20 protein-coding genes are annotated in these 25,307 nt (G+C 69.0%); 10 read left to right on the forward strand and 10 right to left on the reverse strand.

Features of this window, described 5'->3' with window-relative positions; all coding sequences use genetic code 11:
- Positions 1 to 50 precede the first annotated feature (50 nt).
- The 3 genes from groL to BLTE_RS00575 all read left to right on the forward strand — a co-directional run bounded on the left by groL (position 51) and on the right by BLTE_RS00575 (position 4,775).
- A complete protein-coding gene (groL, locus tag BLTE_RS00565) occupies positions 51 to 1,685 on the forward strand; it encodes a chaperonin GroEL (protein WP_126396615.1) in 1,635 nt (544 codons plus the stop codon).
- 618 nt (positions 1,686 to 2,303) lie between these two features.
- Complete coding sequence (locus BLTE_RS00570; RefSeq protein WP_160140476.1) at positions 2,304 to 2,570, forward strand: PilZ domain-containing protein; 267 nt, start codon at positions 2,304 to 2,306, stop codon at positions 2,568 to 2,570.
- Positions 2,571 to 2,987: 417 nt separating this feature from the next.
- On the forward strand, positions 2,988 to 4,775 hold the full coding sequence (locus BLTE_RS00575) for an ABC transporter ATP-binding protein/permease (protein WP_126396619.1): 1,788 nt from the start codon (positions 2,988 to 2,990) through the stop codon (positions 4,773 to 4,775).
- Here the strand turns inward: BLTE_RS00575 and BLTE_RS00580 are convergent, their stop codons facing one another.
- Both BLTE_RS00580 and BLTE_RS00585 read right to left on the reverse strand, forming a co-directional pair.
- On the reverse strand, positions 4,776 to 5,600 hold the full coding sequence (locus BLTE_RS00580; RefSeq protein WP_126396621.1) for a ChbG/HpnK family deacetylase: 825 nt from the start codon (positions 5,598 to 5,600) through the stop codon (positions 4,776 to 4,778).
- Entirely contained in the window at positions 5,597 to 6,619 is a 1,023-nt protein-coding gene (locus BLTE_RS00585) for a glycosyltransferase family 2 protein (protein ID WP_126396623.1), read from the reverse strand. Before BLTE_RS00585 ends, BLTE_RS00580 begins: the two co-directional genes overlap by 4 nt.
- A 779-nt stretch (positions 6,620 to 7,398) precedes the next feature.
- On the opposite strand from BLTE_RS00585, the gene BLTE_RS00590 reads away from it, so the two are divergent.
- Both BLTE_RS00590 and BLTE_RS00595 read left to right on the forward strand, forming a co-directional pair.
- A complete protein-coding gene (locus BLTE_RS00590) occupies positions 7,399 to 8,226 on the forward strand; it encodes a universal stress protein (protein WP_126396625.1) in 828 nt (275 codons plus the stop codon).
- Between the two features lie 833 nt (positions 8,227 to 9,059).
- The gene (locus tag BLTE_RS00595) at positions 9,060 to 11,780 is read left to right on the forward strand and encodes a bifunctional acetate--CoA ligase family protein/GNAT family N-acetyltransferase (RefSeq protein ID WP_126396627.1); all 2,721 of its coding nucleotides are present in this window, start codon (positions 9,060 to 9,062) and stop codon (positions 11,778 to 11,780) included.
- Positions 11,781 to 11,820: 40 nt separating this feature from the next.
- Here the strand turns inward: BLTE_RS00595 and BLTE_RS00600 are convergent, their stop codons facing one another.
- The 3 genes from BLTE_RS00600 to BLTE_RS00610 form a co-directional block, all read right to left on the reverse strand.
- Positions 11,821 to 12,240: a DUF3597 domain-containing protein gene (locus tag BLTE_RS00600; RefSeq protein ID WP_126396629.1), complete on the reverse strand. Its 420-nt coding sequence runs from the start codon at positions 12,238 to 12,240 to the stop codon at positions 11,821 to 11,823.
- 84 nt (positions 12,241 to 12,324) lie between these two features.
- A complete protein-coding gene (gene hisG / locus BLTE_RS00605) occupies positions 12,325 to 13,308 on the reverse strand; it encodes an ATP phosphoribosyltransferase (protein ID WP_126396631.1) in 984 nt (327 codons plus the stop codon).
- On the reverse strand, positions 13,305 to 14,447 hold the full coding sequence (locus BLTE_RS00610) for an ATP phosphoribosyltransferase regulatory subunit (RefSeq protein WP_126396633.1): 1,143 nt from the start codon (positions 14,445 to 14,447) through the stop codon (positions 13,305 to 13,307). The genes hisG and BLTE_RS00610 overlap by 4 nt, the downstream gene beginning before the upstream one ends.
- Positions 14,448 to 14,719: 272 nt before the next feature.
- Here BLTE_RS00610 and BLTE_RS00615 point away from each other — a divergent pair, with 272 nt between their 5' ends.
- The 3 genes from BLTE_RS00615 to BLTE_RS00625 all read left to right on the forward strand — a co-directional run bounded on the left by BLTE_RS00615 (position 14,720) and on the right by BLTE_RS00625 (position 16,369).
- On the forward strand, positions 14,720 to 15,031 hold the full coding sequence (locus BLTE_RS00615; protein ID WP_126396635.1) for a hypothetical protein: 312 nt from the start codon (positions 14,720 to 14,722) through the stop codon (positions 15,029 to 15,031).
- 61 nt (positions 15,032 to 15,092) lie between these two features.
- Complete coding sequence (locus BLTE_RS00620; RefSeq protein ID WP_126396638.1) at positions 15,093 to 15,566, forward strand: low molecular weight protein-tyrosine-phosphatase; 474 nt, start codon at positions 15,093 to 15,095, stop codon at positions 15,564 to 15,566.
- Positions 15,563 to 16,369, forward strand: a complete 807-nt coding sequence (locus BLTE_RS00625) for a fructosamine kinase family protein (protein ID WP_126396641.1) — start codon at positions 15,563 to 15,565, stop codon at positions 16,367 to 16,369. The genes BLTE_RS00620 and BLTE_RS00625 overlap by 4 nt, the downstream gene beginning before the upstream one ends.
- A 105-nt stretch (positions 16,370 to 16,474) precedes the next feature.
- Here the strand turns inward: BLTE_RS00625 and BLTE_RS00630 are convergent, their stop codons facing one another.
- From BLTE_RS00630 to BLTE_RS00640, 3 genes are all read right to left on the reverse strand, one after another.
- On the reverse strand, positions 16,475 to 18,256 hold the full coding sequence (locus BLTE_RS00630) for a potassium/proton antiporter (RefSeq protein WP_126396643.1): 1,782 nt from the start codon (positions 18,254 to 18,256) through the stop codon (positions 16,475 to 16,477).
- A 99-nt stretch (positions 18,257 to 18,355) separates the two neighbouring features.
- Complete coding sequence (locus BLTE_RS00635; RefSeq protein ID WP_126396644.1) at positions 18,356 to 18,928, reverse strand: copper chaperone PCu(A)C; 573 nt, start codon at positions 18,926 to 18,928, stop codon at positions 18,356 to 18,358.
- A 222-nt stretch (positions 18,929 to 19,150) separates the two neighbouring features.
- Complete coding sequence (locus BLTE_RS00640; protein ID WP_126396646.1) at positions 19,151 to 20,632, reverse strand: EAL domain-containing protein; 1,482 nt, start codon at positions 20,630 to 20,632, stop codon at positions 19,151 to 19,153.
- A gap of 49 nt (positions 20,633 to 20,681) precedes the next feature.
- Here BLTE_RS00640 and BLTE_RS00645 point away from each other — a divergent pair, with 49 nt between their 5' ends.
- Both BLTE_RS00645 and BLTE_RS00650 read left to right on the forward strand, forming a co-directional pair.
- A complete protein-coding gene (locus tag BLTE_RS00645; RefSeq protein WP_126396647.1) occupies positions 20,682 to 20,882 on the forward strand; it encodes a hypothetical protein in 201 nt (66 codons plus the stop codon).
- 256 nt (positions 20,883 to 21,138) lie between these two features.
- Entirely contained in the window at positions 21,139 to 21,336 is a 198-nt protein-coding gene (locus tag BLTE_RS00650; RefSeq protein WP_126396649.1) for a heavy-metal-associated domain-containing protein, read from the forward strand.
- A gap of 43 nt (positions 21,337 to 21,379) precedes the next feature.
- Here BLTE_RS00650 and BLTE_RS00655 read toward each other — a convergent pair whose 3' ends face one another.
- Together BLTE_RS00655 and BLTE_RS00660 are read right to left on the reverse strand one after the other, a co-directional pair.
- Positions 21,380 to 23,236 carry a [FeFe] hydrogenase, group A gene (locus BLTE_RS00655; protein ID WP_126396651.1) on the reverse strand — a complete coding sequence of 619 codons (1,857 nt, stop codon included), beginning with the start codon at positions 23,234 to 23,236 and terminating at the stop codon, positions 21,380 to 21,382.
- 2 nt (positions 23,237 to 23,238) lie between these two features.
- Positions 23,239 to 25,239 (reverse strand): FAD-dependent oxidoreductase, encoded by a 2,001-nt coding sequence (locus BLTE_RS00660; protein WP_126396653.1) that lies wholly within the window; start codon positions 25,237 to 25,239, stop codon positions 23,239 to 23,241.
- Positions 25,240 to 25,307: the final 68 nt, after the last annotated feature.

A 25,307-nucleotide genomic window follows, 5' to 3' on the forward strand; every position in this document is an offset into this window, starting at 1 on the left:
TGCGCCCCGATCCCGGGGCCGGGGGCAGGAACCGTCAAGGAAGATTCGAAATGGCTGCGAAGGAAGTCCGGTTTTCGGCCGACGCGCGCGAGAAGCTGCTGCGTGGTGTCGACATTCTCGCCAACGCCGTGAAGGTCACGCTCGGCCCCAAGGGCCGCAATGTGGTGATCGAGAAGTCGTTCGGCGCGCCGCGCATCACCAAGGACGGCGTCACCGTCGCCAAGGAAATCGAGCTTGAGGACAAGTTCGAGAACATGGGCGCCCAGATGGTGCGCGAGGTGGCCTCCAAGACCAACGACACCGCCGGTGACGGCACCACCACCGCCACCGTTCTCGCCCAGGCCATCGTGAAGGAAGGCGCCAAGTCGGTCGCCGCCGGCATGAACCCGATGGACCTGAAGCGCGGCGTCGACCTCGCCGTCACCGCGGTGCTCGCCGACATCGCCGGCCGCGCCAAGAAGGTGAAGTCGTCGGAGGAGGTCGCCCAAGTCGGCACCATCTCCGCCAATGGCGACAAGCAGATCGGCGAGATGATCGCCAACGCCATGCAGAAGGTCGGCAATGAGGGCGTGATCACCGTCGAGGAGGCCAAGAGCCTCGATACCGACGTCGAGATCGTCGAGGGCATGCAGTTCGACCGCGGCTACATCTCGCCCTACTTCATCACCAATGCCGAGAAGATGGTGGCCGAGCTCGAGGACGCCTTCGTCCTGGTGTTCGAGAAGAAGCTTTCGGGCCTGCAGGCCATGCTGCCGGTGCTCGAAGCCGTCGTCCAGTCGTCGCGTCCGCTGGTGATCGTCGCCGAGGACGTCGAGGGCGAGGCGCTGGCCACCCTGGTCGTCAACAAGCTGCGCGGCGGCCTCAAGGTCGCGGCGGTCAAGGCGCCGGGCTTCGGCGATCGCCGCAAGGCCATGCTGGAGGACATCGCCATCCTCACCGGCGGCCAGGTGGTGTCCGAAGACCTCGGCATCAAGCTCGAGAACGTCAACCTTCAGATGCTTGGCCGCGCCAAGAAGATCATCATCGAGAAGGAAAAGACCACGATCGTCGATGGCGCCGGCCAGAAGGCCGACATCGAGGCCCGCGTCGCCCAGATCAAGGCCCAGATCGAGGAGACCACCTCGGACTACGACCGCGAGAAGCTGCAGGAGCGTCTGGCCAAGCTCGCCGGCGGCGTCGCGGTGATCCGCGTCGGCGGCGCCACCGAGATCGAGGTGAAGGAGAAGAAGGACCGCGTCGAGGACGCCCTCAACGCCACCCGCGCCGCGGTGGAAGAAGGCATCGTCCCGGGCGGCGGCACCGCGCTGCTGCGTGCCAAGCAGGCGATCGCCGGGCTCAAGAACGCCAATCCGGACGTCCAGGCCGGCATCAACATCGTGCTGCGCGCGCTCGAGGCGCCGATCCGTCAGATCGTCGAGAACGCCGGCGTGGAAGGCTCGATCGTGGTCGGCAAGCTGCTCGAGTCCTCGTCGCAGACGCTGGGCTTCGACGCCCAGACCGAGGCCTATGTCGACCTGCTCGAGGCCGGCATCGTCGATCCGGCCAAGGTGGTGCGCACCGCGCTGCAGGACGCCGCGTCGGTGGCGGGCCTCCTGATCACCACCGAGGCCATGGTCGCCGAGCTGCCGAAGAAGGAAGCCGCGCCGGCGATGCCGGGTGGCGGCATGGGCGGCATGGACTTCTGATCTTTGATCAGAAGGCCGAAATGCCGCCCATCACTTGAGGTACCGAAGCCGGCAACAGCCGGCTTCGGGTGCGGCATGGACTTCTGATCTTTGATCAGAAGGCCGAAATGCCGCCCATCACTTGGGGTGCCGAAGCCGGCAACAGCCGGCTGGGGATCCTGGCGCCGAAGTCGGCAGCAGCCGACTTCGGGTGCGGCATGGACGTCTGAGCCGTCTGCCAATCATCGGATGCGGAAGAGGGGGCTTTGGCCCCCTCTTTTCGTTTGTGCCCGGTTCGGTGACGGCTGCGTGGTCAGTCCAGGCCAGCGATCCGCAAGTCCGCCGCCGTGGCGTTATGCTAAAGGCCCTCGCCTTTGACCCGTCGTCGTCATGGCCGGGCAGGTTTCGACGGAGACCGACATATGTCGGTCATCCGTCATGGCCGGGCTTGTCCCGGCCATCCACGTCTTTGTTTTAAAATACATTTTAAGTCGTGGATGCCCGCGACAAGCGCGGGCATGACGAGTCACGTCTTATGGCCCCTGGCGTTAAGCTTAACGCAAGGTAAAATCCGAGCCGTCATCATAACCGGGGTGGCGTTGCGTTAGATTGATGCCCGCTGCAAGGCAGGAGGGAAGAATGAGCGAGGATCGGCGACAGCATGCGCGGCTGCGCAGCCTGATCGGCGGCCGCATCATCTTCAATGACGGGCGCTCGACGCTCGACTGCGTGCTGCGCAACATCTCCCCCGGCGGGGCGCGGATCGCCTGCAGCGCCGCGGTCTCGCTGCCGGAGACCTTCGACCTGATGCTGCCGAGCAAGAACCGCCGCCTGCGTGTCCGTCTCGTCTGGCGGCAGGAGGAGCACCTCGGCATCGCCACGCTGTCGCCGGTGCCGTCCTGGTGAGGCGTGCTGCGCTCCCGCGGCTAAAGCATTTTCCGCACAAGTGGATACCGGTTGTGCGAAAGACCCGAAGGGCCGCGTCAGCGAAAATGCGACAAACCAGAAACTTAGAGCATTTTCCGCACAAGTGGATACCGGTTGTGCGAAAGACCCGAAGGGCCGCGTCAGCGAAAATGCGACAAACCAGAAACTTGGAGCGTCCGATCTGATGCAGTCAGATCGGATCACGCTCCAGTGATGTTCTGACTTCCCGGCACAGCGGCAATCCCGGACGGGCGTGGCGAACACCGCGCCCGTTTTCGCATGCGGGCGATCCACGAGGGCGTCGCCGCGACGAGACGGCGCCGCCGCGGCCCCATCGCCGCCGGAATTGGCGCGCATGCGCCTCAGGCGAATTCCCTTCCGCAGGAGACGATCGGCGTGTCGACCGTGACCGAAACCCTGGCCGCGACCTGGCGGCTTGCCGCGCCCTATTTCCGCGCCGACGATATCGGCGAGGTCAGCGTCGGCCCGCTCGGGCGCTTTCGGCTGCGCGAGAAGTGGGCCGGGCGCGGCCTGCTCGCCGCGGTCATCGCCATCGAGCTGGCCATCGTCGCCATCACGGTGGCGCTGAATGCCTGGAACGCCCGCTTCTACGACGCGCTGCAGAACCGCAACTGGGACAGCTTCGTCTACGAGCTCGGCTTCTTCTGCGTGCTGGCGGCGGTGTTCATCCTGCTCGCGGTCTACCAGATCTATCTGAACCAGTGGCTGCAGATCCGCTGGCGGCGGTGGATGACCGAGCGCCTGCTCGGCGAATGGCTGGCCGGGGCCAACCACTACCGCATGCAACTGCTCGGCGAGTCCGCCGACAACCCCGACCAGCGCATCGCCGAGGACATCCAGCTCTTCGTCGGCCGCACGCTGTCGCTCGGCGTCGGCCTGCTCAGCGCGGTGGTCACGCTCATCTCGTTCGTCGGCATCCTGTGGGCGCTGTCGGCCCAGGCGCCGTTGATGATCGGCGGCACCACCTTCGCCATCCCCGGCTATCTGGTGTTCGCGGCGCTGATTTATGCCGCGCTCGGCACGCTTCTCACCCATCTGATCGGCCGCGCGCTGGTGCGACTCAATTTCGACCAGCAGCGCTTCGAGGCCGATTTCCGCGTCTCGCTGGTGCGGGTGCGCGAGAATGCCGAGCAGATCGCGCTTCTGGAAGGCGAGGAGGCCGAGCGCACCCGGCTGATGGACCGCTTCGCCAATGTGATGCGCAATTGGTGGGCGATCATGGACCGCCAGAAGCGCCTCACCTTCTTCACGGCCGGCTATTCGCAGGTCTCGACAGTGTTTCCGTTCATCGTCGCGAGCCCGGCCTATTTTGCCGGCGCCTTCCAGCTCGGCGGGCTGATGCAGACCGCCTCCGCTTTCGGTCGGGTGGAGAACTCGCTGGCCTTCTTCATCTCGGCCTACACGAGTTTTGCCGAGTGGCGCGCGGTGGTCGAGCGGCTTGGCGGCTTCGAGGCAGCGGCCCGCGCCGCGCGGAACGTGCCGGTGACGCCGCCGGTGGTGGCGGTCGCCCGTGATGGCGCAGGCGCGGTCAGCGCCCGCGATGTGGCCCTGGCGCTGCCCGATGGACGGCCGCTGCTCAAGGTGGAGGATTTCACCGTCGCGGCCGGCGAGCGGGTGCTGGTCACCGGCCCCTCGGGCTCCGGCAAATCGACGCTGTTCCGCGCCGTCGGCGGCATCTGGCCGTTCGGCGACGGCGTGGTGCGGGTGCCGGACGGCGCCAATGTGATGCTGCTGCCGCAGCGCCCCTATCTGCCGGTCGGCAGCCTGCGCGCTGCGGTGTCGTTCCCGGCTGAGCCCGGCACCTTCCCGGATGCCGAGATTGCGCAGGTGCTCGGCGAGGTCGGCATGGCGGAATTTGCCGAGCGGCTCGACGAGGTGTCGCTGTGGGGCCAGCGCCTGTCGGGCGGCGAGCAGCAGCGCCTCGCCTTTGCTCGCGCGCTGCTGCACGCGCCGGACTGGCTGTTCCTGGATGAGGCGACCGCCTCGCTCGACGAGGCCAGCGAAGCCGCGCTCTACCGGCTGCTGAGCGAGCGCCTGCCGGGCGTCACCGTGGTGTCGATCGGCCACCGCTCGACGCTCGCCGAATTCCACGGCCGCACCGTCCGGCTGGTCCGCGACGGCAGTGTCCACCGCGTCGCCGTGGCGTCGTCCCAGGCGGCGTGATCACTGAAGCTCGGCGCCCGCCGCGGCCAGCGCCGCCGGCAGCCGGTCGCTGGCGAGAAAGGCGAACTCGGCCTCGCGGTGGCGGGTCAGCGGATCGCGGGCGACGAGCTCGGCATCGACATGGCCGGGGTGGCACATCACCACCCCGCCATCCGGCAGCGCCTCGAGGAAGCCCGGGAACAGCGCCGCGAAATCGGCCTCCGGCTGGTAGAGATAGGCGCCGGCGAAGGCCGGATTGACGCGCACGCCGCGGGTCTCGGCGCGCGACTTGAAGGCGCGCGACAGGTGCGCCAGCACCGTGCCCTTGGGGTCGCGGAACAGGTTGCGCGGTGCGTTGGCCTGTCCGCACTGGCGCACCCAGGCGCCGTGCAGGCGGTCGGAGACGACATCCAGCACGGCGCTGCGGATGGTGGGCAGGAGCTGGACGTGCTGATGGCCGTCGACATGGTCGGGCATCCGCCCGAAGGCGATGGCGAAGGCGTCGAGCTGGGCCTCGATCTCGGCGCGGATGACGGCCGGCTTGAGGCGGCCGGCAAAGGCCAGCGTCATCAGCGTCGGCAGGTCGGGAAACGCGCCCGAACGGGTGACCGGCGCGAAATTGACGGTGAGCGGGTGGTGCGGTCCGGTCAGCGTCACGTGCAGGCCGATGCCGAACGGCCGGGGCGTGACGGTGTCGCGAAGGCGCGCCGCCTCGGCGCGGAAGCCCGGCACCACGGTCATCACCGAGGTCGCCGACAGCCGCCCGGCCGCCGCGAGGTCGCGGATCGCGGCAGAGACGCCGGGCGCCAATGCAAAGTCGTCGGCCACCAGTCGAATGCGTTTCATGCGTCGGCTCCGGAACCCGTTTTGGCACCGGGGGCGGCCTCGCGCACCTCGCGCTCGGCGATGAAATAGATCGGGCGGGCCTTCAGCTCGGAGAGGATCTTGCCGATATACTCGCCCACGACGCCGATCACGATAAGCTGTACCCCGCCGATGATGATGGTGGCCACCATAAGCGAAGCATAGCCGGGAACGGCAATGTCCCAGATCAGCTTCTCCAGGATGATCCACAGGCCGAAGACAAACGCGCCGCCGGCCATGGCGAAGCCGAATACGCTGGCGACGCGCAGCGGCGCCACCGAGAACGAGGTCAGCCCCTCGATCGACAGGCCGACCAGCGATTGGAAGCTCCAGCTCGAGACGCCGTGGATGCGCTCGGCCGGTTCGTAGGGCACGCAGATCTGTTTAAAGCCGATCCAGCTCGACAGACCCTTGAAGAAGCGGTTGCGCTCGGGAAGCTGGCGCAACGCGGCGGCGGCGCGCGGCGACAGCAGACGGAAATCGCCGGCATCGGGGGGAATCTTGTGGCGCGCCCCCCAGTTCAGCAGGGCGTAGAAGGTGCGCACGAACAGGCGGCGCAGCGCCGGCTCGTTGCGGCGGTGCGCCTTGGCGGTGAAGGCGACGTCATAGCCCTGGTCGAGCCACAGCGACACCAGATGCTCCACCATGTCCGGCGGGTGCTGGCCGTCGGCGTCCATGAACAGCACCGCGCCCTTGCCGGCGTGGTCGAGGCCGGCGACCAGCGCCGCCTCCTTGCCGAAATTGCGCGAGAACGACACCACCTGCAGGTCGACGCCGTCATTGGGCAGGCCACGCAGCACGGCCAGCGAGGCGTCGCGCGAGCCGTCGTCGACATAGACGATCTCGACCGCGAGGCCGCGGGTTGCGGCAAATCCGGCCGCCAACGCCGCAAGGCGGGCATGCAGCGCCGGCAGGTTGGCGGCCTCGTTATAGACCGGGACGACGATTGAAAGACCGGCCTCGGCGGGGGAGGCGGCGTTTGGGGCGGGTCGTGTTGTCATGATCTTGGGTATCACCGGGCGGCGCGGCCGACCTTATCACATGGTGTCCGGGTGGCCAGTTCGCCGGCAATGGAAACGGATTGGCCGGAAATCCCTGTTCGACGAGAGGATTAAGGGCGACCGCGGCACGATTCCGGCCCGCGGGCCGGGTTTCGCATCGATGCGGCGGGCGGCGGCCTTGGGCAGACCCATCCGGCGTGGGCGGGCCTGCCGTCCGGTGCCGTAGCCTGCCGGGGCTCGCTGCCCTCTCTGCCGGCGGTTTTGCCCGGGCTTGGCGCCGTTTCGATGGCCGGCTCACTTCACGTCCGCGTGAATGCGGCCGGGCCGGGTGATCCGGCCGGGCGGACCGTCCGTAAGCCGCCGTGAATGCCGGGATGCCACGTCGGCCGAACCCCCTCACGGCCCGATCCTGGGGATTCCGCCGCTCCTCCTCCGGGCGGTGACCATACTGTCGTCGCGGCCGTTCTCCCCCGGAACGGCCGCGACGTGTCTTTTCCATTCCCTTCCTTCTCGCTCGCGCCGCCGGTTGGTCTTCGCTGGTGACGGGCGCAGCTTATGAGGCTTTCCGGCCTCCCGCCTTGATCATTCGAAAACCCTGAGAGGTTTTCCCGCGGGACGGGCTGCGCCGAAGCGGTGTCCGATCCCGCCCCCACCGGACCGGGCGCGCTAAGCTCTTGAGTTGGCGCATTCTCTTTCGCAAATCCGGTATCCACTTTTGCCAGGAATGCTCTAGATTTCTCTGTGCGATTGCATCGTCGCGTCGGACAGCGAGGCCTGCCATGATCAAGGATATCCTCGTGCATCTTTCGCCCGGAGAGCGCCGCGATCCGGGAGCCGAATTCTCCCTTTCGGTGGCGGCGCTGTTCGGCGCCTCGCTCACCGGGGTGTCGTTCGCCTATGAGCCGGTCATTCCGCCGAGCGTGTTCGGCTCCATTCCGGCCGAACTCATCGCCGCCCAGAAGCAGCAGAGCGTGAAGGCCGCCGAGGCCGCCGCCGCGCGGTTCCAGGAGGGGCTGCGGCTGGCCGATCTGCACGGTGGAACGCGGGTTCTCGATGCCGGCGTCCCGGCCTCCGGCGACGTGTTCGGCCGCCTCGCCCGGCTGTTCGATCTGTCGATCGTCACCCAGGCCGAGCCCGATTCCCTCGGCGCCGAGGATCTGGTGGTCGAGGGCGCGCTGTTCGAGGCTGGACGCCCCGTGCTGGTGGTGCCCTATGTGCAGACCGCCGGGATCACGCTGGAGCGGGTGCTGGTGGCCTGGGACGGCAGCCGGCAGGCCGCGCGCGCCTGCGCCGATGCGCTGCCCTTCCTGACCAAGGCGGCGCGGGTCGAGGTGGTGATGGTCTCCGGCGAGCGGCCCAAGGCCGGCGAGGTGCAGGGCGCCGACGTCGCCCAGCATCTGGCCCGGCACGACATCAAGGTGGAGGTCAAGCGCATCTCCGAGGCCGGCGGCATCGGCGAGACGCTCCTGTCCTACGCCGCCGATTCGGGGGCCGATTTCCTGGTGATGGGCGGCTACGGCCATTCGCGGCTGCGGGAGTTCGTGCTGGGCGGGGCGACCCGCGGCATCCTGGATGCGATGACGCTGCCGGTCCTGCTGTCCCACTGACCAACTGCCGAGCGACGGCGCCTCGGTGCCGACGCCCGAGGCGCCGGCCTGACGGGTCGTTTGTTCCCGAGGTTGCGGCCCTACCGGAACCCGGCTCGACCGGGTTCCGGGAAGACTGGGTTTTGCGTCGCCCAACGCTCCGGCGCTGGCAGCAGGCGATTCGTTCCGGGTGGGAACGGTCGAGGGGCGAAAGACACAGGTTGAAGAGGCCAAGTCGCGTTCCAAGTCGCGTTCGCAGATGATGCGCGCCGGAAAAATTGTCGGGAATCGGCTGGGCTGCACGCCGCATCCGCAGATGTCTGGATCGGTTTGACCACAGGCAAATGAGTTTGTGGTGCGATGCCGCAGATATTTGGCTACCAAGTGCCGGCTTTCATCCCGTCGCGTGTTTCCCGGGTCCGGTGGAAGCCGGTTCTCTTGATCTGCTACGTTTTCCGGTTGATCCCTTCGGGATACCGGAAACGATCTCGCCGAAAAATCGTTGATCCGGAAGGGATTTTTCGGCGAACAGCATTCGGTTCTCCGGCTTGATCAGCCGGAAACCGTATGACAGGCGACGAAACAGGAGCTTGGAGCATCTTCCGCGGACGCAGGGGCCGGTGCTGCGAGCGGCGATTCGACAAGGCGGGAGCTGAGCAGGTCCGGCCGGCTTGGCGGATGCCCGCGTGACTGGACACCGGCACCGGGGACGCCGTTCGTTTCATATTTCATCCACAGACCCAATATCTGGTGGACCGATCCAAGCCGGCATTGGCGATTCCCGGCTCCAAAGGTCGGACGACCGGCACAGAATTCCTGGTGCGCGCAGGGCGCGCCCGAACCGTAGGCAGGCAATGAGCATCTACCGACTCGATACGCTGTTTGCGCCGAAGTCCGTCGTCCTGGCGGGTGCGAGCCCGCAGCCGAATTCGGTCGGCCAGGTCGTGTTGAACAATCTGCGGCGTGCGGGCTTCCCCGGCCGGCTGTCGCTGGTCAATCCGAATTATGCGGAGATCGACGGGCTGGCGTGCCACGCCTCGGTGGCGGACCTGCCCGACAAGACCGATCTTGCCGTCATCGCCACGCCGCTGCTGACCGTGCCCGATCTCGTCCGCCAGTTCGCCGAGCGGGGCACCAAGGGCTGCGTCATCATCACCACCGGCGCCGATGGCGGTCCGGAGGGTGTGGCGCGGCTGCGCGAGGAGGTGACCCAGATCGCCCGTCCCCACGGCATGCGCATCATCGGGCCGGATTCGATCGGCGTCAGCGTGCCGCGCGCCAAGCTCGACGCCTCGATCGCCGCCGCCGCCATGGAGGCCGGCGATCTGGCGCTGGTGTCGCAGTCGGGGTCGGTCATCACCACCATCGTCGACTGGGCCAACCGCCACAATATCGGCTTCTCGGCGGTGGTCGCCACCGGCGACATGGCCGATGTCGATTTCGCCGACCTGCTCGACTGGTTCGCGCTCGACTACAAGACCCGCGCCATCCTGCTCTATGTCGAGGCGATCTCGGACGCCGCCAAGTTCATGTCGGCGGCGCGGGCGGCGGCGCGCTCCAAGCCGGTGGTGGTGATCAAGCCCGGCCTGTCGCACGATTCGGTGCGCCGCTCGTCGCATGCCGGCTCGCTCGCCGGCGCCGACGCGGTCTATGACGCCGCCTTCCGCCGCGCCGGCCTGCTCAGGGTGCGCGATCTCGGCGAGATGTTCGATGCGGCCGAGACGCTGTCGCGGCTGAAGCCGTTTCAGGGGCGCCGCCTCGCCGTCGCCTCGAATGGCGTGGGGCCGGCCATCCTGGCGCTCGACCGGCTGGTGGAGCGCGGCGGCGTGCCGGCGATGTTGGCACCGGCGACGATGGAGCGGCTCGGCAGCGTGCTGTCGGAGCGGGCCTCTCGCAGCAACCCGGTCGATCTGGGTGCCGGCGGCGGCGCGGCACGCTATCGCGGCAGCCTCGAGGCGCTGCTGGCCGACCCCGGGGTCGATGCGGTGCTGATGATGAGCGCGCCGACCGCGCTGGCCGACGCCAAGGAGGCCGCAACCGCGGTGGTCGGCGCCGTCGAGCAGCACCGGCGGACCTCGTACCGGCCGAAGCCGGTGCTCGCCGCCTGGCTCGGCCAGAATGGCGAGCTGCACGACATTTTCGAGGCCGCCAAGATCCCGCTTCACGTGACGCCGCACGATGCGGTCGACGGCTTCATGCATGTGGTGCGCTACTCGCAGGCGCAGGAGGCGGCGATCGAGACGCCGCCCTCGCTGCCCGAGGAGTTCGAGCCGAACGTGGCCGCCGCGCGCGCCGCGGTTGCCAGCGGGCTTGCCGCCGGCCGGCGCTGGCTCGATCCCGAATCGGTGGCGCGGGTGCTGGAGGCCTATCGCATCCCCTGCGTCGCCGCCGAGGTGGCGAAGACGCCGGCCAAGGCGCGCATCGCCGCCGAACGGCTGCTGCCGGCCAGCGGCGGCTGCGTCATCAAGGTGCTGTCGGAGGACCTGCCGCACAAGAGCGACGTCGGCGGTGTCCGGCTCGGCCTGACCTCCGCCGACGCGGTGGAGGACGCCGCCTACGGCATGCTGGCGCGGGTGGCGAAGCTGCGTCCGGATGCGCGCATCGACGGCGTTGTGGTGCAGCCGATGGTCAACCGGCCCTACGGTCTCGAACTGATCGCCGGCATCACCGACGATCCGGTGTTCGGCCCGGTGGTGGTGTTCGGCCGCGGCGGCACGGCGGTCGAGCTGTTCGACGACAAGGCCTTGGCGCTGCCGCCGCTCGATATGAAGCTCGCCTTCGAGCTGATGGCCGAGACCAAGGTCGACAAACTGCTCAATGGATGGCGCGGCCAGCCGCCGGCCGACCGCACTGCGGTGGCGCTGGTGCTGGTGAAGCTGTCGCAGCTCACCGCCGACATCCCCGAGATCCGCGAGATCGACCTCAACCCGCTGATCGCCGACGAACGCGGCGTCATCGTGCTCGACGCCAAGATCGCCGTCGAGCCCTGTCCGAAGCTGCGCGGCTACTCCAATCCGCGCCTCGCCATCCGCCCCTATCCGAAGCAGTGGGAACGCCACGAGGCGCTGCGCGACGGCACGCGCATCCTGGTGCGACCGGTGCGGCCGGAGGACGAGAAGCTCTATCCCGATTTCCTCAAGCGGGTGACGGCGGAGGATCTGCGGCTGCGCTTCTTCGCGCCGATCAAGGAGTTCACCCACGCCTTCATCGCCAAGCTGACCCAGCTCGACTACGCCCGGGCAGTGGCCTTCGCCGCCATCCATGAGGACACCGGCGAGTTGTGGGGCGTGGTGCGGCTGCACGCCGACCCCAACCACGAAACCGGCGAATACGCCATCCTGCTGCGCTCGGAGCTGAAGGGGCGGGGGCTGGGCTGGCTCCTGATGCAGCGGATCATCGACTACGCTCGCAGCGAGGGCTTCAAGCGCGTCAAGGGCCAGGTGCTGCGCGAGAACACCACGATGATCTCCATGTGCCAGAAGCTCGGCTTCGAGGTGCACGACGACGCCGAGGACACCAGCCTGAAGATCGTCACCTTCGAGATCGATCAGGCCACGGCGGCAGCGGCGGAATAGCGGCAGGCCCGGATGCGGCTGAGCGGTTGCTGCGAGACGCTCAGGTCAGCAGTTCGGGCGGCAGCTTGCCGCCATTGGCGGCGAGCTTCGCCATGACCTGCTTGTGCAGCCAGACATTCATCTGCGCGGAATTGTCGGTGTCGCCGTCGAAGTGCAGTTCCCTGGCCAGTTCGTTGCGCGCAGACTTGCTGGAATCGATGTTGAGCAGCTTCATCAGATCGACGATCGAATGACGCCAGTCGAGCCGCTCCTTGCTCTTCGCTTCCAGGGCATCGAGGACGGCGGCGACATCGACGCCCTGACCAGGATGCGCCGCGGGTGCGGCCGGTGTCGCCTCAGCCGAGGCCGGTGTCGCCGTGGCTGCTGTCACCGTGGTCGGTCTCACCGTGGCCGAGGCTTGTGCGGCCTCCGCGGTGGATGTCCCGGTTATCTTGGCCAGGATCGTGCTGAAGATGCTCATCCGACATTCCTCGCATTCGGGACACTCGAATGTGAGGCAACGTTGAGAGCGTGGGATGGTTTCAACGGCGCGTGGCAAGGCGCTTCATTGACCCAGCCTTCCCTCCAGCGCCTCCCATAGTGGGTTGCCGGCGGTGAAGACGTATTCGATCGGCGCCACCGTCACCGCCTCGGCCCCGCGCTCGCGCAGGAAGACGGCCAGAGCGTGGATGGTGTTGGGCGGGCAGTGCAGCGTCACCATGCCGGTCGAGGTCGGGGCGCCGAGCGGGGCGGTGACGCCAAAGCGCGCCTTCGCCTCCTCCACCATGCCGGCGTCGAGCGCGGGAAAGCGCGCCCGCACCTCGCGCACGGAGCGCGCCAGCGCCTCGGCGGCGATTCGGTCGAGAATGGCGGCGGCGGCGGCGCGGTTGTCGTCCGACCACGTGGCGGTGAGCGAGGCGACGAGGTTCGCCTCCGAGCGCAGGATTACGCCGTCGTCGAGTACCTTCAGGGCGTTGGCCGCCAGCGTCGCGCCGGTGGTGGTGATGTCGACGATCAGCTCCGCGGCGCCGGTGGCGGGCGCGCCCTCGGTGGCGCCCAGGCTCTCGACGATGCGGTAGTCGACCAGCCCGTGCCCGGCGAAGAAGGTCCGGGTCAGGTTCACGTATTTGGTGGCGACGCGCAGCTTGCGCCCATGTCGGGCGCGGAAGGCGGTGGCGACGTCGTCGAGGTCGTGCATGGTGGCGACGTCGATCCAGGCCTGCGGCACCGCGACCACGACATTGGCGTGGCCGAAGCCGAGCGGCGTCACCATCGCCACGCGGGACTCCGCCTCGGGGATCGATTCGCGCACCAGATCCTCGCCGGTGACGCCGAAATGCACCGAGCCGCAGGCGATCTCGCGGGCGATCTCGGACGCCGACAGATACGCCACCTCGACGCCAGGCACGCCGGCCAGCGCGCCGCGATAGTCGCGGGCGCCGCGCGCCTGCACCAGCGCCATGCCGGCGCGGCCGAAGAAAGCGTGGGTGTTCTCCTGCAGCCGGCCCTTGGAGGGCACGGCCAGCACCAGCGGGGCGGAATTGCTCATGACAGTCCTCCCGCGGCGGTGAGACGTTCGATCCAGCAGGCGAGCCCCACCGCCGGCACCGGCACCGGGCTGCCGAGCAGCGTGCACAGCTCGTCATAGCGGCCGCCGGCCACCAGCGGCCCGGGCTCGGCATTGTCGGGGTCGTGCAGTTCGAACACGAAGCCCGAATAGTATTCCAGGCCGCGGCCGAACGAGGTCGAGAACCGCATGGACGATACCTCGAGCCCCTGGGCGGCGAAGAAGCCGGTACGCTGCTCGAAGGCGTCGATCGAGGGCGACATGTCGATGCCGGCCTCCCGCGCCAGCGTGCGTAGCGCGTCCGCCGCCTCGTCGGGGTCGCCCGAAATCTCCAGGAACTGCTCGATCACGCCGAGCGCCGAGGCCGGCACCGCGCCGGTGGCGCCCAGCGCCGCCTGTTCGAGGAAGCGCTCGGCGATCTCGCCGGCCGAGCGGCCGCCGACCGTGCTGATGCCGGCGATGGAGAGAAGGTCGGTGACCACCGCATGGGCGGCCGCCGGATCCTGGCCGGCCAGCGCCGCGAGCACGCCGGCATAGGGCATGGTCGGGCCGGGGGTCGCCAGCAGATCGAGCGCCTCGCGCAGCGAGCCGGTGCGGTTGAAGTCCTTCAGCAGGCGGCGGCGCCATTGCGGCGGCAGGTCGAGCGCATCGACGAGGCCGGCAAACAGGCTGCGGTCGCCGATCGAGATGCGGGGATGGGCCACGCCGAACTGGCCGGCCGCCTCGCAGCCCAGCGCCAGCACCTCGGCATCGGCGGCCTCGCGGTCGCGCCGTCCGAGCGATTCGATGCCGGCCTGCAGGAACTCGCCCGGCGCGTCGCCGCGGAAGCGGAAGACCGGGCCGAGATAGCTGTAGCCGACCGGCTCGGTGAGCCGGCCCGTCGCGATATGGTCGCGGCACACCGGAATGGTCAGGTCGGGCCGGAGGCACCAGTCGCGCCCGCCGGCATCCGTGGTGAGGTAGATGCGCCGGCGCATCTCCTCGCCGGCAAGGTCGAAGAACACGTCGGCCGGCTGCAGAATGGCCGGCGCCACGTGGCGGTAGCCGGCGCGCTCGAACTGGGTGAGCAGAGCCTGTCCCGGCGTCTCGCCGGCAGACGCCGCAGTGGTCGGACCGTCCATGCCTGTCTTTTGCCCCGTTTGCGGCTCTCTTAGAGCATTTTGCGCAAAAGTGGATACCGGTTTTGCGCGAGAAAATGCGATAAGCCAAAACCTTAGAGCCCTGGCCGGTCCCTGGCCGGCCTGGCGTCGCGAGATTGGCCAAGGCTCTAGCAAAGCCTGGCGGCGGGCGCGACGGCGCTTCGGCCTTACGATGAACGGGCCGGCTGATTGGCACCAGAATGTTATATTGTTGCATGTTGGGATAGGCAGGCAAACCAACGGATCGAGGTGGCATGGCGCGGTTCTTCTTCACCCGGCGCGGCGGCATCGAAGGCGAGGGGCGCGATGCCGCCCGGCGCATCGCCGAGCTGACGCGGGTGTATCTTTCGCTGCCGGAGGCCGCGACCGTCTCGGTGACGGAGCTGGCCTGCGGCGATCCCGGCTGCGTCGGCGGCGCCGAGACGGTGATCCTGGTGATGCGCCCCGGCCGGCGCACCGAGGCGGCCAAGATCCTCAAGGCGCTGTCGCAGGTGGAGGCGGTGGACCTGCCGGCTGCGTTGGCCGGTCTGGTCGAGGAGCCGGGCGGACTGTTGCGCAAGGAGTGAGTTGCGCGGATAAATCGTACCTGCGTTGATCTGGGCGCAGTCCAGTCAAGGGGTGTTCGGGGTGACGAAGAAGCCGGCGGTTCTGTTCGTCTGTCTTGGCAACATCTGCCGCTCGCCGCTGGCGGAGGCAGCATTCCGGCGTGTGGTCGCGAAAGCCGATCTCGACGTCGAGATCGATTCGGCCGGCACCGGCCACTGGCACGTCGGGGAGCCGCCCGATGCGCGCGCCCAGGCGATCGCCCGCCGGCACGGGGTGGAGATCGCCTCCTACCGTGCCCGGCAGGTGACTGTGGAGGACTTCCGCCGCTTCACCCACATCGTCGCGCTCGACCATGAAAATCTAGCGGTGCTCGAAGGGATGCGGCCGGCGGGTGCCTCCGTGCACCTCAGCCTGCTGCTCGACCATGTCGAAGGTCGGCGCGGCCAGGCGGTGGCCGACCCCTATTATGGCGGCGACGACGGTTTCGCGATGACCTGGGCTGACGTCACGACCGGCGCCGAGGCCCTGGCCCGGCGCCTGATGGCGCGGGAATGACGGCGCTCGCCGCCGTTGGCGCCCGGCTGCTCGGCGGGGTGCTGCGACGGGCCGAGCCGCTGGCGGGCGGGGATCTGTCGCAGATCCTGCGGATCGAACTGGCCGGCGGCCGCACCGCCATCGTCAAGAGCGGCCCGGCGCCGGAGACCGAGGCGGCGATGCTGCAGGCGATCGCTGCCGCCGGCGTGCCAGCCCCCAGGGTGCTGGCGGCGAATGCCGATGCGCTGGTGATCGAGGAGTTGCCCAGCGGCGGCAGCCTGCGCAGCGCCTGGGGCAGCCTTGGCGCGGCGCTGGCGCGGCTGCACGAGACCCTGGGCACGCGCTATGGCTGGCCGGCCGACTATGCGTTCGGGCCGGTCGCCATCGAGAATGCGTTCGTGGACGACTGGCCGCGGTTCTGGGGCGAGCGCCGGCTCGCGGCGAGCGCGCCGCACATCCCCGGTCCGCTCGCCCGCCGGGTCGAGAAGCTTGCCGCCGACCTCCCCAGCCGGCTACCGGCGCGCCCGGAGCCGGCGCTGCTGCACGGCGACCTGTGGGGCGGCAATGTGCTGGTCGATGGCGACCATGTGAGCGGGCTGATCGACCCCGCCTGCTATTTCGGCCATTGCGAGGTCGATCTCGCCATGCTGACGCTGTTCGACCGGCCAAGCGCGGCGTTCTACGACGCCTACGGCGCGCTGGAGCCGGGGGCTGAGGAGCGGCTGGTGATCTACCGGCTGTGGCCGGCGCTGGTACATCTGCGCCTGTTCGGCAGCGGCTATCGCGGCATGGTCGAGAGCATGCTGACGGCGGCGGGGGTGTGATACGGTTCTCCAGCTGATCCCTTCAGGATGCCGGAAGCGATCTCGCCGGAAAATCACTGATCTGGAAGGGATTTTTCGGCCAACGGCATATTGCTCTCCGGCCGGTCAATCCTTCGCCGACAGGCCCAGCCGCTGCAGCCAGCGCTGCAGCCACGGCGGCCGGGTCGACGCCTGGGCGATGTCCGGCAGGCGCAGGCCGGCCAGCGCGACGCGGCCGTCCGGCTCGATGCGGCGGGCGATCAGGGTCGCCGCGCCGAAGGCCACGCGGTCGCCCGGGCGGGCGCGGTCGGTGTAGCGCTCGGCGAACACGTCGGCGATGGTGTCCGCGGTGTCGCCAGCGATCTCCAGCCCGTAGAGCGCGGCCACCTCGGCCGAGGGCGCCTCGCCGACCAGCGGCAGCTCGCCGAAGGCGATCCTGGCCGCGCTCGGATCCTCGACGCCGGCCGCGAACAGCGCATCCAGCCGGCTGACGCGCGAAGGGGCGGCGAGCACGTAGACATAGTCGCCGCTCGTCAGGTCGCCGGCATCGCGCGGGTTGAGGATCACGCCGTTGCGGACCACCAGCGCCGGCTGGGCCCAGGCCGGCAGATGGGCGCCGCGGGCCAGCGGGCTTTCCGCCTCGACCGGGTAGCCGACCAACTCACGCCCGGTATTGCCCGGCAGGTCGATCTCGACGCGCTGCACCGGCAGGCTGGTCGCGGGTGTCGCCACCCCGGTCCAGCGGCCGGCGAGGCCCACCGTCCAGCCCTGCACCAGCAGCGACACCAGCACGACGACGAAGGCGACGTTGAAATAATCGTCCGCCCCCGGCAGGCCGGCGAGCGTCGGAATCGCGGCCAGGAAGATCGACACCGCGCCGCGCAGACCCACCCAGCCGATGAAGGCGATCTCGCGCGCCGGCATGCGGAAGGGCAGCAGGCAAAGCCACACCGCCAGCGGCCGGCCGACCAGCATCAGGAAGGCGGCGATGGCGGCGGCGGGAAGGCCCTGGTCGATGAGATCGGACGGCGAGGCGAGCATCCCCAGCATCAGGAACATGGCGATCTGGCACAGCCAGGTCGCCGCGCCCTGGAAGCTCTCGATCACCGGATAGGCCCGCACCGCGCTGTTGCCGACCACCAACCCCGCTAGATAGGCGGCAAGCAGGCCCGAGCCGCCCCACACCGAGGCCAGCCCGAAAATGCCGACGGCGGCGGTGGTGACGAAGGGCGGGTGAAGGCCGGCCGGCAAGTCGAGCCGGTTAAGCGCCTGCACCACCAGCAGGCCGCCGCCGACCCCGACCGCGGCGCCGACCGTGAAATCGCCGACGATCTCGGCCAGCACGGTGGCGGTGTCCGCTTCGCCGGCCAATGCGAGCCGGGTCAGCAGGATGACCAGGAACACCGCGACTGGATCGTTGGTGCCCGATTCGATCTCCACCGTGGCGCCGATCCGGGGGCTCAGCGTCAGGCCGGCGGTGCGCAGCAGGAACATCACCGCCGCGGCGTCGGTGGAGGCGACGATGGAGCCGAGCAGCAGCGACTGGATCCAGCCGGCTCCCGACAGCGCATGCACGAAGGCGCCGGTCAGCGCCGCCGTGAGCAGCACGCCGGCGGTGGCCAGGACGAGCGCCGGCGCCAGCGCGCGGCGGACCAGCCGCAGCTTGGTTCGCATCGCCCCGTCGAACAGGATGACCGACAGTGCGATCGAGCCGACCAGAAAGGTCGATTCATAGTCGTCGAACTTCAGCCCGCCCGGCCCGTCCTCGCCCGCCAGCATGCCGATCAGCAGGAACACCAGCAGCAGCGGTGCCCCGAAGCGTTTGGCGAGCAGGCTCGACAGCATGCCCGCCAGCGCCATTCCGGCGCCGACGAACAGGATCCATTCGAGGGCGGAGAGCTTGTCCATCGTCCTCCGGGTCGGGCTTTCGGGGTTCCAAGGATCGCGGACGGATCCCCGGAAACTTGGTCATTCGGCTTCCGGTTGATCCCTTCGGGATCGGCGGAATCAGTGCTTGGTGTGGCTGCCGGCGCCGATGCTGCGCACCGGGAAGGGCACCTCGATCGTTCCGGCCTTCGCGAACCGGAGCGTGACGGGGATGGTGGTCCCTTCCTTGAGCGGCTCCTTGATGTCCATGAACATCACGTGCAGGCCGCTGGGCTTGAGCTCCACGGTCTGGCCCGACTCGATGGCGATGCCGTTCTCGAGCTCGCGCATGCGCATCACACCGTCGACCACGGCCATTTCGTGGATCTCGCCGCGGCCGGCCACCGGTGCCGACATGCCGATCAGCCGGTCGGGCTCGGTGCCGGTGTTGGTGATGCGCATGTAGCCGCCGCCGACCTTGGCGGCCGGCGGGGTGGCGCGGGCCCAGGGCTCGGCGATGACGAGGGTGCCCACTCTAAGCTCGACGCCGGTGCCCGTATCGGCGGCCGTCTCGCTGCCCTGGGCCGCGGCCGGACCGGTGAGCGGCGCGGCCAAGGCAAGCGCGGCCAGGGCAAGTGCGGCAAGGCCAAGCGCGGCAACGGCGAAGGCGGCAGGGGCGCGGAGCCGCGAGACAAACCGCGTGACGAGTCCCATGGGGTTCGATCCTTCAAGCGATGGAATCAGGACCGCAAGGTGCCTGGCTCGGGATCCGGAGTTGGGAACCCGGCGCGGCCGTGCGGCGTCCGGATGGGCGGCAAGGCGCAGGAGCGCTCCGGAAGAGTACGGAGGCGCGGCGTGTTGGCAAGCCGTTTCCGGGATCCCGGCGGGATCGACCGGAAACCGAATGATGGATCGCAGCGGCGGGCCGAAACCGGGTCAGGCCCGGCGGATGGTGGTCTTGGCGAGGTCGGCGAGGCCGCCGGTACGGCGCGGTGCCGGCTCGTCGCGTTTGGGCTCATCGCGCTTGATCTCGTCGCGCCGAATGTCGGCCGCAGCGATCTCGACGCGCGGCGCGGGGGCGGCCTCGGCGGGATCGCGCATCGGCCGGCGCTCGGCGCCCAGCACGTCGGCGCGCACCGGCTTGGGCGGCGCGAACAGATTGCCCTGGCCGAACTTGACGTCATAGTCGAGCAGGTCGACCACCTGTCCCTCGGTCTCGATGGCGTCGCCGATCAGGGCGATACCGTGCCGGCCGAACAGGTCGCCCAGATCGGCCGGGTGGATCTCGGCGCCGACGGCGCGCGAGCGGTCGAGCAGGCCCACGGCGGGTACCTTGACGAAGCGCACGCCGCGCTCAGCGAGGTCGCGGGCATCGAAGCGCAGGTCCTGGATGTGGTGGAGCGCGAGCTTGAAGCCGCGATCGACCACGCCGGCCAGGGCCTCGGTCTCGACCGGACCGAGCAGGCGGAACTGCTCCTGGGCGACCTGGAACACCAGAGCCGGCGCGAGGGTGCGGTTGGCCTCCAGGAACTCGGCGTAGCGGGCCATCGCCTCGGTGTCGCCCAGCGTGTCGGCGGCAAGGTCGAGGAACAGGCCGATCTCGCGATTGCGGCTGGCCAGCCGCCGCACCACCTGCACGCAGCGCAGCAGCACCTGCAGGTCGATCTCGGGCTCCAGCCGGCCGGCGCGGGCGAGGTCGCCGTAATCGTCCGGGGTGAGCAGCGAGCCGTCCTCGGCCCGCAGCCGCGGCATGGCCGCGTAGTAGCGCACCTTGCGCTGCGGCAGGGTGACGATCGGCTGCAGATAAATCTCGACGCGCCCGGCCTTCACCGCGCGTTGCACCAGCGCCAGTCCGTCGGCCTCGGACAGGCCGGCCAGCATGCCGTGGCGCACCACCGGCGCCGGCGGCGCGGCGGCGGCCGCCTCCAGGGTGGCTGTGGCGGCGGCGGCACCGGACGCGGCCGGGGACATGATCACCTGCGGCCGGGCGGCGAGCGCCTGCAGATTCTGGTCGAAGACGGCGAGGTGCTGCTCGTGCGCGGCGGTGGCCTCCGCGAGGTCCTTGACCAGCCCGGTGAGGACGACAAGCTCGGCGGAGAGCGGCTGCACCGCCTTGCGGGCGGCCTCGCCCGCCGCGCCCTCGATCGAGGTGCCGCGGCGCTCGATCGCCTGCAACCGGTGATCGACGTCCGACACGCGCCGCGAGATATCGGCGAGGGCTCTGGCGATATCGGTCACGGTGGTGGACAGGTCGCCGATCTGGCGGCCGAGGTGGGCGCGATCGGCGGTCTGCAGCGCAGAGAACTGCCACCAGGCCAGACCGAGCAGCAAGGTTAGCGCCGCAAGCCCCGAAATGGCAGCGGGAACACCGGCCACCAGATACAGCAGCGCGCCCAGCGAACCGGAAATCATCACCATGCAAAAGGCGATAAACAACGTGCCGAGTCGTTGCATGGGGAGCAGTCCTGTGGCCGAATCAAATTGGAATATTCGCGATTTTACGCCAGAGGGCTACTGTCCGCCGATGACGTTTCGGCATAATCCTCAGCATCGCGCACAATACCATGACGCGGGCGGCGATTTCGTCGAGGCCGCGGCAAGCCGCGCGCAGGCGGTGCAAATCGCCGTGATGCAGGGCGAATGCGGCCCGGGCGGCCGATCCTGCTGAATCCCGAAGGGTGCGAATTTGGATTCGGCCCTTGTCAACCGTTCCGGCCTGCATAGCTGAATTGCTGCAACAAAAGGGCGCTCGGCGCGTCTTTCGGGTTTCGGCCCGCATTTCTTGTTCCCCGGAGGCCGGCTCGCCGCATCATCGCAGCTGATCGGCGGGCAGGGTGGGCCGCTTCCGCTTTCCCGGGCAGGGGCGCAGTGCCATATCCTGGTCACGCGCCGCGATGGCGGCCAGAACTGTGGAGACAATCAGCATGGTGACGCTGAACGTGACCGGCATGACCTGCGGCGGCTGTGCCGCGACCGTGGAAAAGCTGATCAAGCGCGAGGATGCCGCCGCAAAGGTGACGGTCGATCTCGCTTCCGGCCGCGTCGAGGCCGACACCGGCGTTCCGGCCGAGACGCTGATCAAGGCGATCGAGGCCGCCGGCTTCGGCGCCAGCGCCGGATAGGCGGGCATGGCCTGCGCGCCCGCTGCGCGAGACCGGCTGCCGGTCAGTACACCTTCCCGGTCATCTTGATGTCGGCCCAGATCTCGCGAACGGTCTGGGTCATCTCGATCCTGCGGTCGGTGTACCAAGTGTGCAGCAGGTCGTGCGCCTTCTCCGAATTGGGCCCGCCCAGGAAGTCGCGATAGAGCGCCTGGACCTGCCGGTTGTTGTGCGACTGGCGCACCGCGCGCTTGTGGTCGATGCCGAACAGCGTCTCGCGGCGCTTCAGCGCGTGCGGCAGATACTGCTTCTTGGAGCGCAGCGAGCCGCCGCCATCGACGCAGCCGCCGGGGCAGGCCATGACCTCGATGAAGTCGAAATCGGCAGTGCCGGCGCGCACCGTCTCGACGATCTGGCGGGTCGGCTTGAGGCCGTGGCACATCGCCACCTTCACCTCGCCGACCGCACCGCCGAGATCGACGGTGGCGGTGCGCACACCCTCGAAGCCGCGCAGCTGCTGGAGTTCCACCGTCTCAAGCTCGCGGCCATTGACGATGTAGTACATCGTGCGAACCGCCGCCTCCATCACGCCGCCGGTGGTACCGAAGATGGCGCCGGCGCCGGTGTATTCGCTCATATACGGGTTGTCGAAGGCCGACGGCTCCAGCGTCTTGAGGTCGATGCCCTCGCGGCGCAGGAGGCGCGCGAACTCGCGGGTGGTCAGCACCACGTCGACCTCCGGCACGCCGTCATGGATGAGCTGGCGCCGCGCGATCTCGTCCTTCTTCGCCGTGCAGGGCATGATCGAGATGACGCGGATACGCTTGGGATCGATGCCCATCCTCTCGGGCAGATAGGTCTTGGCCAGCGTGCCGACGCACTGCTGCGGCGACTTGGTCGAGGACAGCAGCGGCAGGATGTCGGGATAGTGCCGCTCGGCGAAATTGATCCACGCCGGGCAGCAGGAGGAGAAGGTCGGGCGCTTTCTGTGCGCCAGCCGGTGCAGCAGCTCGGTGCCTTCCTCCATGATGACGAGGTCGGCGCCGAAATTGGTGTCGAGCACGATGTCGGCGCCGAGCCTGCGCAACGCGGTGATGATCTGGCCCTCGACATTGGTGCCGGGCGGCAGGCCGAACTCCTCGCCGAAGCCGACGCGCACCGCGGGCGCGAATTGGACGACGGTGACAAGCTCGGGGTCGTACATCATGTCAAGCGCGCGGTCGGTCTCGTCGCGCTCGCCGAGCGCGCCGGTCGGGCATACCAGCACGCACTGGCCGCAGGTGACGCAGGCGGAATTCTTCTGGGTCAGGCCGTGGCGCAGGCCCACCGCGGTGTCGAGGCCGGTGCCGACCTGGATCAGCGCATCGACGCCCTGGCCGTCGCGGCACATGGCGATGCAGCGCTGGCAGCGGATGCAGCGCTTCATGTTGCGGATCAGGGCGGGCGAGGAGTCGTCGATCGGTCGCGTCGCCACCCGCGCGGGGTCGAAGAAGCGGTTTTGCCTGAGGCCGACGAACTGGGCGACATCCTGCAGGTCGCAGCGGCCGTGGCGGATGCAGGTGGCGCAGTCCTGGTCGTGGTCGGCGAGCAGCAGCTCGACCTGCAGGCGCTGCTTCTCGCGCACCTCGGGGGTGCGGGTGCGGATCTCCAGCCCGGCCTGCATCGGCGTGGTGCAGGCCGTCACCAAGTGGGTCTTGGCGCTGCCGTCCGTCCGGATCTCGACCAGGCACACCCGGCAGGTGCCCGGCGCGTGGTCGATGTCGGCCAGCTCGCACAGGGTCGGGATATAGACGCCGTAGCGGCGGGCGCAGGTGAGGATCGTCTCGTCCGAGCGGCCGGTGATCGGCGCACCATTGATGGTCGCCTCGAAATAGGTCACCTCGGCGCCGGGGCTGGTCTGGGGCAGGAATTGCGCGGCCATCCTCATGCTCCCTCGGGGATCGGCTGCTCGGTGATCACCGAATAGATGCGGTAGCAGCGCATGCAGCGCTTGGCCTCGCGATAGGCCTCCTCGGCGCTGATGGTCTGCTCCACCTCCTCGAACATCTGCGTGCGCACATTGGGGTCGAGCTCGGGGTGGTGGACGCGGTACTGCGGCTTCACCGGCACCTCGACGGCATCGTCGGCCAGCATGCGGTTGTCGTTGAGCAGGGCGCGCATGCGCGAGCGCGGCCGGAAGCGCACATAGCCCAGCCGGATCCAGTCGTCGATGCTGCGGGTGGCCTTCAGGCCATTGGCCATGGCGTGGATCAGGGTCGAGGGACCCGACGCGCAATCACCGCCGGCAAACACGCCGGGGCGCGAGGTGGCGAGATCGACAGGATCGACCGCGATGCAGTTCCAGCGGTCGAGCGCGATGCCGTCCTCCGGCTTCAGCACGTCCTTGTTGATCTGCTGGCCGATGGCGGCGATCAGGGTCGTGCAGGGCAGCACCGTCTCGGTGCCGGGCGCGGCCTCGACATTGCGGCGGCCGCGGCCGTCGGGCGCCGTCTGGCGCATCGCGATCAGCTCGACGCCGGTGATGCGCCCGCTTTCGGCGACGATCCGCACCGGATTGGCGAGAAAGTGGAAGATGATGCCCTCGGCCTCGGCGGCCGCCACCTCGTCGGCGTCGGCGGGCATGTCCTCGCGGGTGCGGCGATAGACGACGTGCACGGTGTCGGCACCCATGCGCAGGGCCGAGCGGGCGCAGTCCATCGCCACATTGCCGCCGCCGACCACCACCACGTCGCCGGACAGCTCGATGGTGCGGGTGCCGGCGACATGGTCGTGCACATCGAGCAGGAAGGCGATGCCGGGCTTGTAGCCGGCAAGGCTCGGATCCTCGCCGGCGACGCCGAGCCGGCTGCCCTGCTGGCAGCCCAGTGCCAGGAACACCGCGCGGTAGCCGCGCGCGAACAGATCGTCGATCGAGAAGTCGCGGCCCAGCGCATGGTTGAACAGGAAGCGCCCGCCAAGCTCGGCGATGATCTCGGTCTCCGAGCGCAGCACGTCCTTGGGCAGGCGATAGTTGGGAATGCCGATCGCCGCCATGCCGCCGGCCTCCCCCATCGCCTCCAGAATGTCGACGCGATAGCCGTGCAGCAGCAGATGATAGGCGCAGGAGAGACCGGCGGGGCCGGCGCCGACCACCGCCACCCGCATGTCCTGGCTCAAGGGGTGCGCGATCAGCTCGCGGCCGAAGGTCAGCGCATGCGCGCCCTTCTGCTGGTCGGCGACGTAGCGCTTGAGCGTCTTGATGCCGACCGCCTCGTCGACGAACTTGCGCCGGCAGGCCATCTCGCAGAAGCGCACGCACACCCGGCCGCAGGTCGCGGCCATCGGATACTTCTGCAAAATGACGCCGAGCGAATGCTCCGGCTTGCCGTCGCGGATGAAGTCGATGTAGCGCGGCACATTGATGCGCGAGGGGCAGGCCTCGATGCACGGCGCGGTCATGTAGGTGAGGCCGTTGGGCTCCGGCCGCGGGCCGCGCTTCAGTTCGCCCTCCACCACGTCGCGGAAATGGCGCAGCGCCGCCAACAGCGGCCGGGCGCAGGTCTGGCCGAGGCCGCACATTGAGGTGGCGGTCATCTGGTCGGCCAGCGTCTCCAATTCGTCGAGGCCGACCCTGGTCTTCCGGCCGCGGCGCAGCGCATCGAGCGCGTCGCGCACCAGCACCGTGCCCATCCGGCACGGCGTGCATTTGCCGCAGCTCTGCGCGGCGGCCTCGGCCATCTGCCGCCACAGCACGTCGATCAGCCCGACGTTCGCGTCGAAGATGAAAAAGCCGCGGTCGGCGAAGAAGGCGCGGATGCGGTTGCCGTCGTCGAAGCTGTCGAAATTGGCAAGGGTCGGCGGCGCCGGACGATCATCGGCGGCAGGCCGGCCGGCGCGGTTGTCGTAGACGATGCCGTCCCACACGCCGTAGACGATCTCGGTCATGCAGTCCTCTTGCGGGGGTCTCCGGAGGCGGATCCATACGGTCTTCCGGCAATCAACTCGTGACTGCC

Source organism: Blastochloris tepida (genome assembly GCF_003966715.1).
Taxonomy (GTDB): domain Bacteria; phylum Pseudomonadota; class Alphaproteobacteria; order Rhizobiales; family Xanthobacteraceae; genus Blastochloris; species Blastochloris tepida.

Excerpts from the sequence above, each read along its gene's own strand:
- BLTE_RS00630 (WP_126396643.1), bottom strand. The coding sequence starts at position 18,256 with ATGGACAAGCTCTCCGCCCTCGAATGGATCCTGTTCGTCGGCGCCGGA.
- BLTE_RS00625 (WP_126396641.1), top strand. The coding sequence starts at position 15,563 with ATGACGGCGCTCGCCGCCGTTGGCGCCCGGCTGCTCGGCGGGGTGCTG.
- BLTE_RS00570 (WP_160140476.1), top strand. The coding sequence starts at position 2,304 with ATGAGCGAGGATCGGCGACAGCATGCGCGGCTGCGCAGCCTGATCGGC.
- BLTE_RS00580 (WP_126396621.1), bottom strand. The coding sequence starts at position 5,600 with ATGAAACGCATTCGACTGGTGGCCGACGACTTTGCATTGGCGCCCGGC.
- BLTE_RS00650 (WP_126396649.1), top strand. The coding sequence starts at position 21,139 with ATGGTGACGCTGAACGTGACCGGCATGACCTGCGGCGGCTGTGCCGCG.
- hisG (WP_126396631.1), bottom strand. The coding sequence starts at position 13,308 with ATGAGCAATTCCGCCCCGCTGGTGCTGGCCGTGCCCTCCAAGGGCCGG.
- BLTE_RS00585 (WP_126396623.1), bottom strand. The coding sequence starts at position 6,619 with ATGACAACACGACCCGCCCCAAACGCCGCCTCCCCCGCCGAGGCCGGT.
- BLTE_RS00610 (WP_126396633.1), bottom strand. The coding sequence starts at position 14,447 with ATGGACGGTCCGACCACTGCGGCGTCTGCCGGCGAGACGCCGGGACAG.
- BLTE_RS00635 (WP_126396644.1), bottom strand. The coding sequence starts at position 18,928 with ATGGGACTCGTCACGCGGTTTGTCTCGCGGCTCCGCGCCCCTGCCGCC.
- BLTE_RS00655 (WP_126396651.1), bottom strand. The coding sequence starts at position 23,236 with ATGGCCGCGCAATTCCTGCCCCAGACCAGCCCCGGCGCCGAGGTGACC.
- groL (WP_126396615.1), top strand. The coding sequence starts at position 51 with ATGGCTGCGAAGGAAGTCCGGTTTTCGGCCGACGCGCGCGAGAAGCTG.
- BLTE_RS00590 (WP_126396625.1), top strand. The coding sequence starts at position 7,399 with ATGATCAAGGATATCCTCGTGCATCTTTCGCCCGGAGAGCGCCGCGAT.
- BLTE_RS00660 (WP_126396653.1), bottom strand. The coding sequence starts at position 25,239 with ATGACCGAGATCGTCTACGGCGTGTGGGACGGCATCGTCTACGACAAC.
- BLTE_RS00615 (WP_126396635.1), top strand. The coding sequence starts at position 14,720 with ATGGCGCGGTTCTTCTTCACCCGGCGCGGCGGCATCGAAGGCGAGGGG.
- BLTE_RS00640 (WP_126396646.1), bottom strand. The coding sequence starts at position 20,632 with ATGGTGATGATTTCCGGTTCGCTGGGCGCGCTGCTGTATCTGGTGGCC.
- BLTE_RS00600 (WP_126396629.1), bottom strand. The coding sequence starts at position 12,240 with ATGAGCATCTTCAGCACGATCCTGGCCAAGATAACCGGGACATCCACC.
- BLTE_RS00595 (WP_126396627.1), top strand. The coding sequence starts at position 9,060 with ATGAGCATCTACCGACTCGATACGCTGTTTGCGCCGAAGTCCGTCGTC.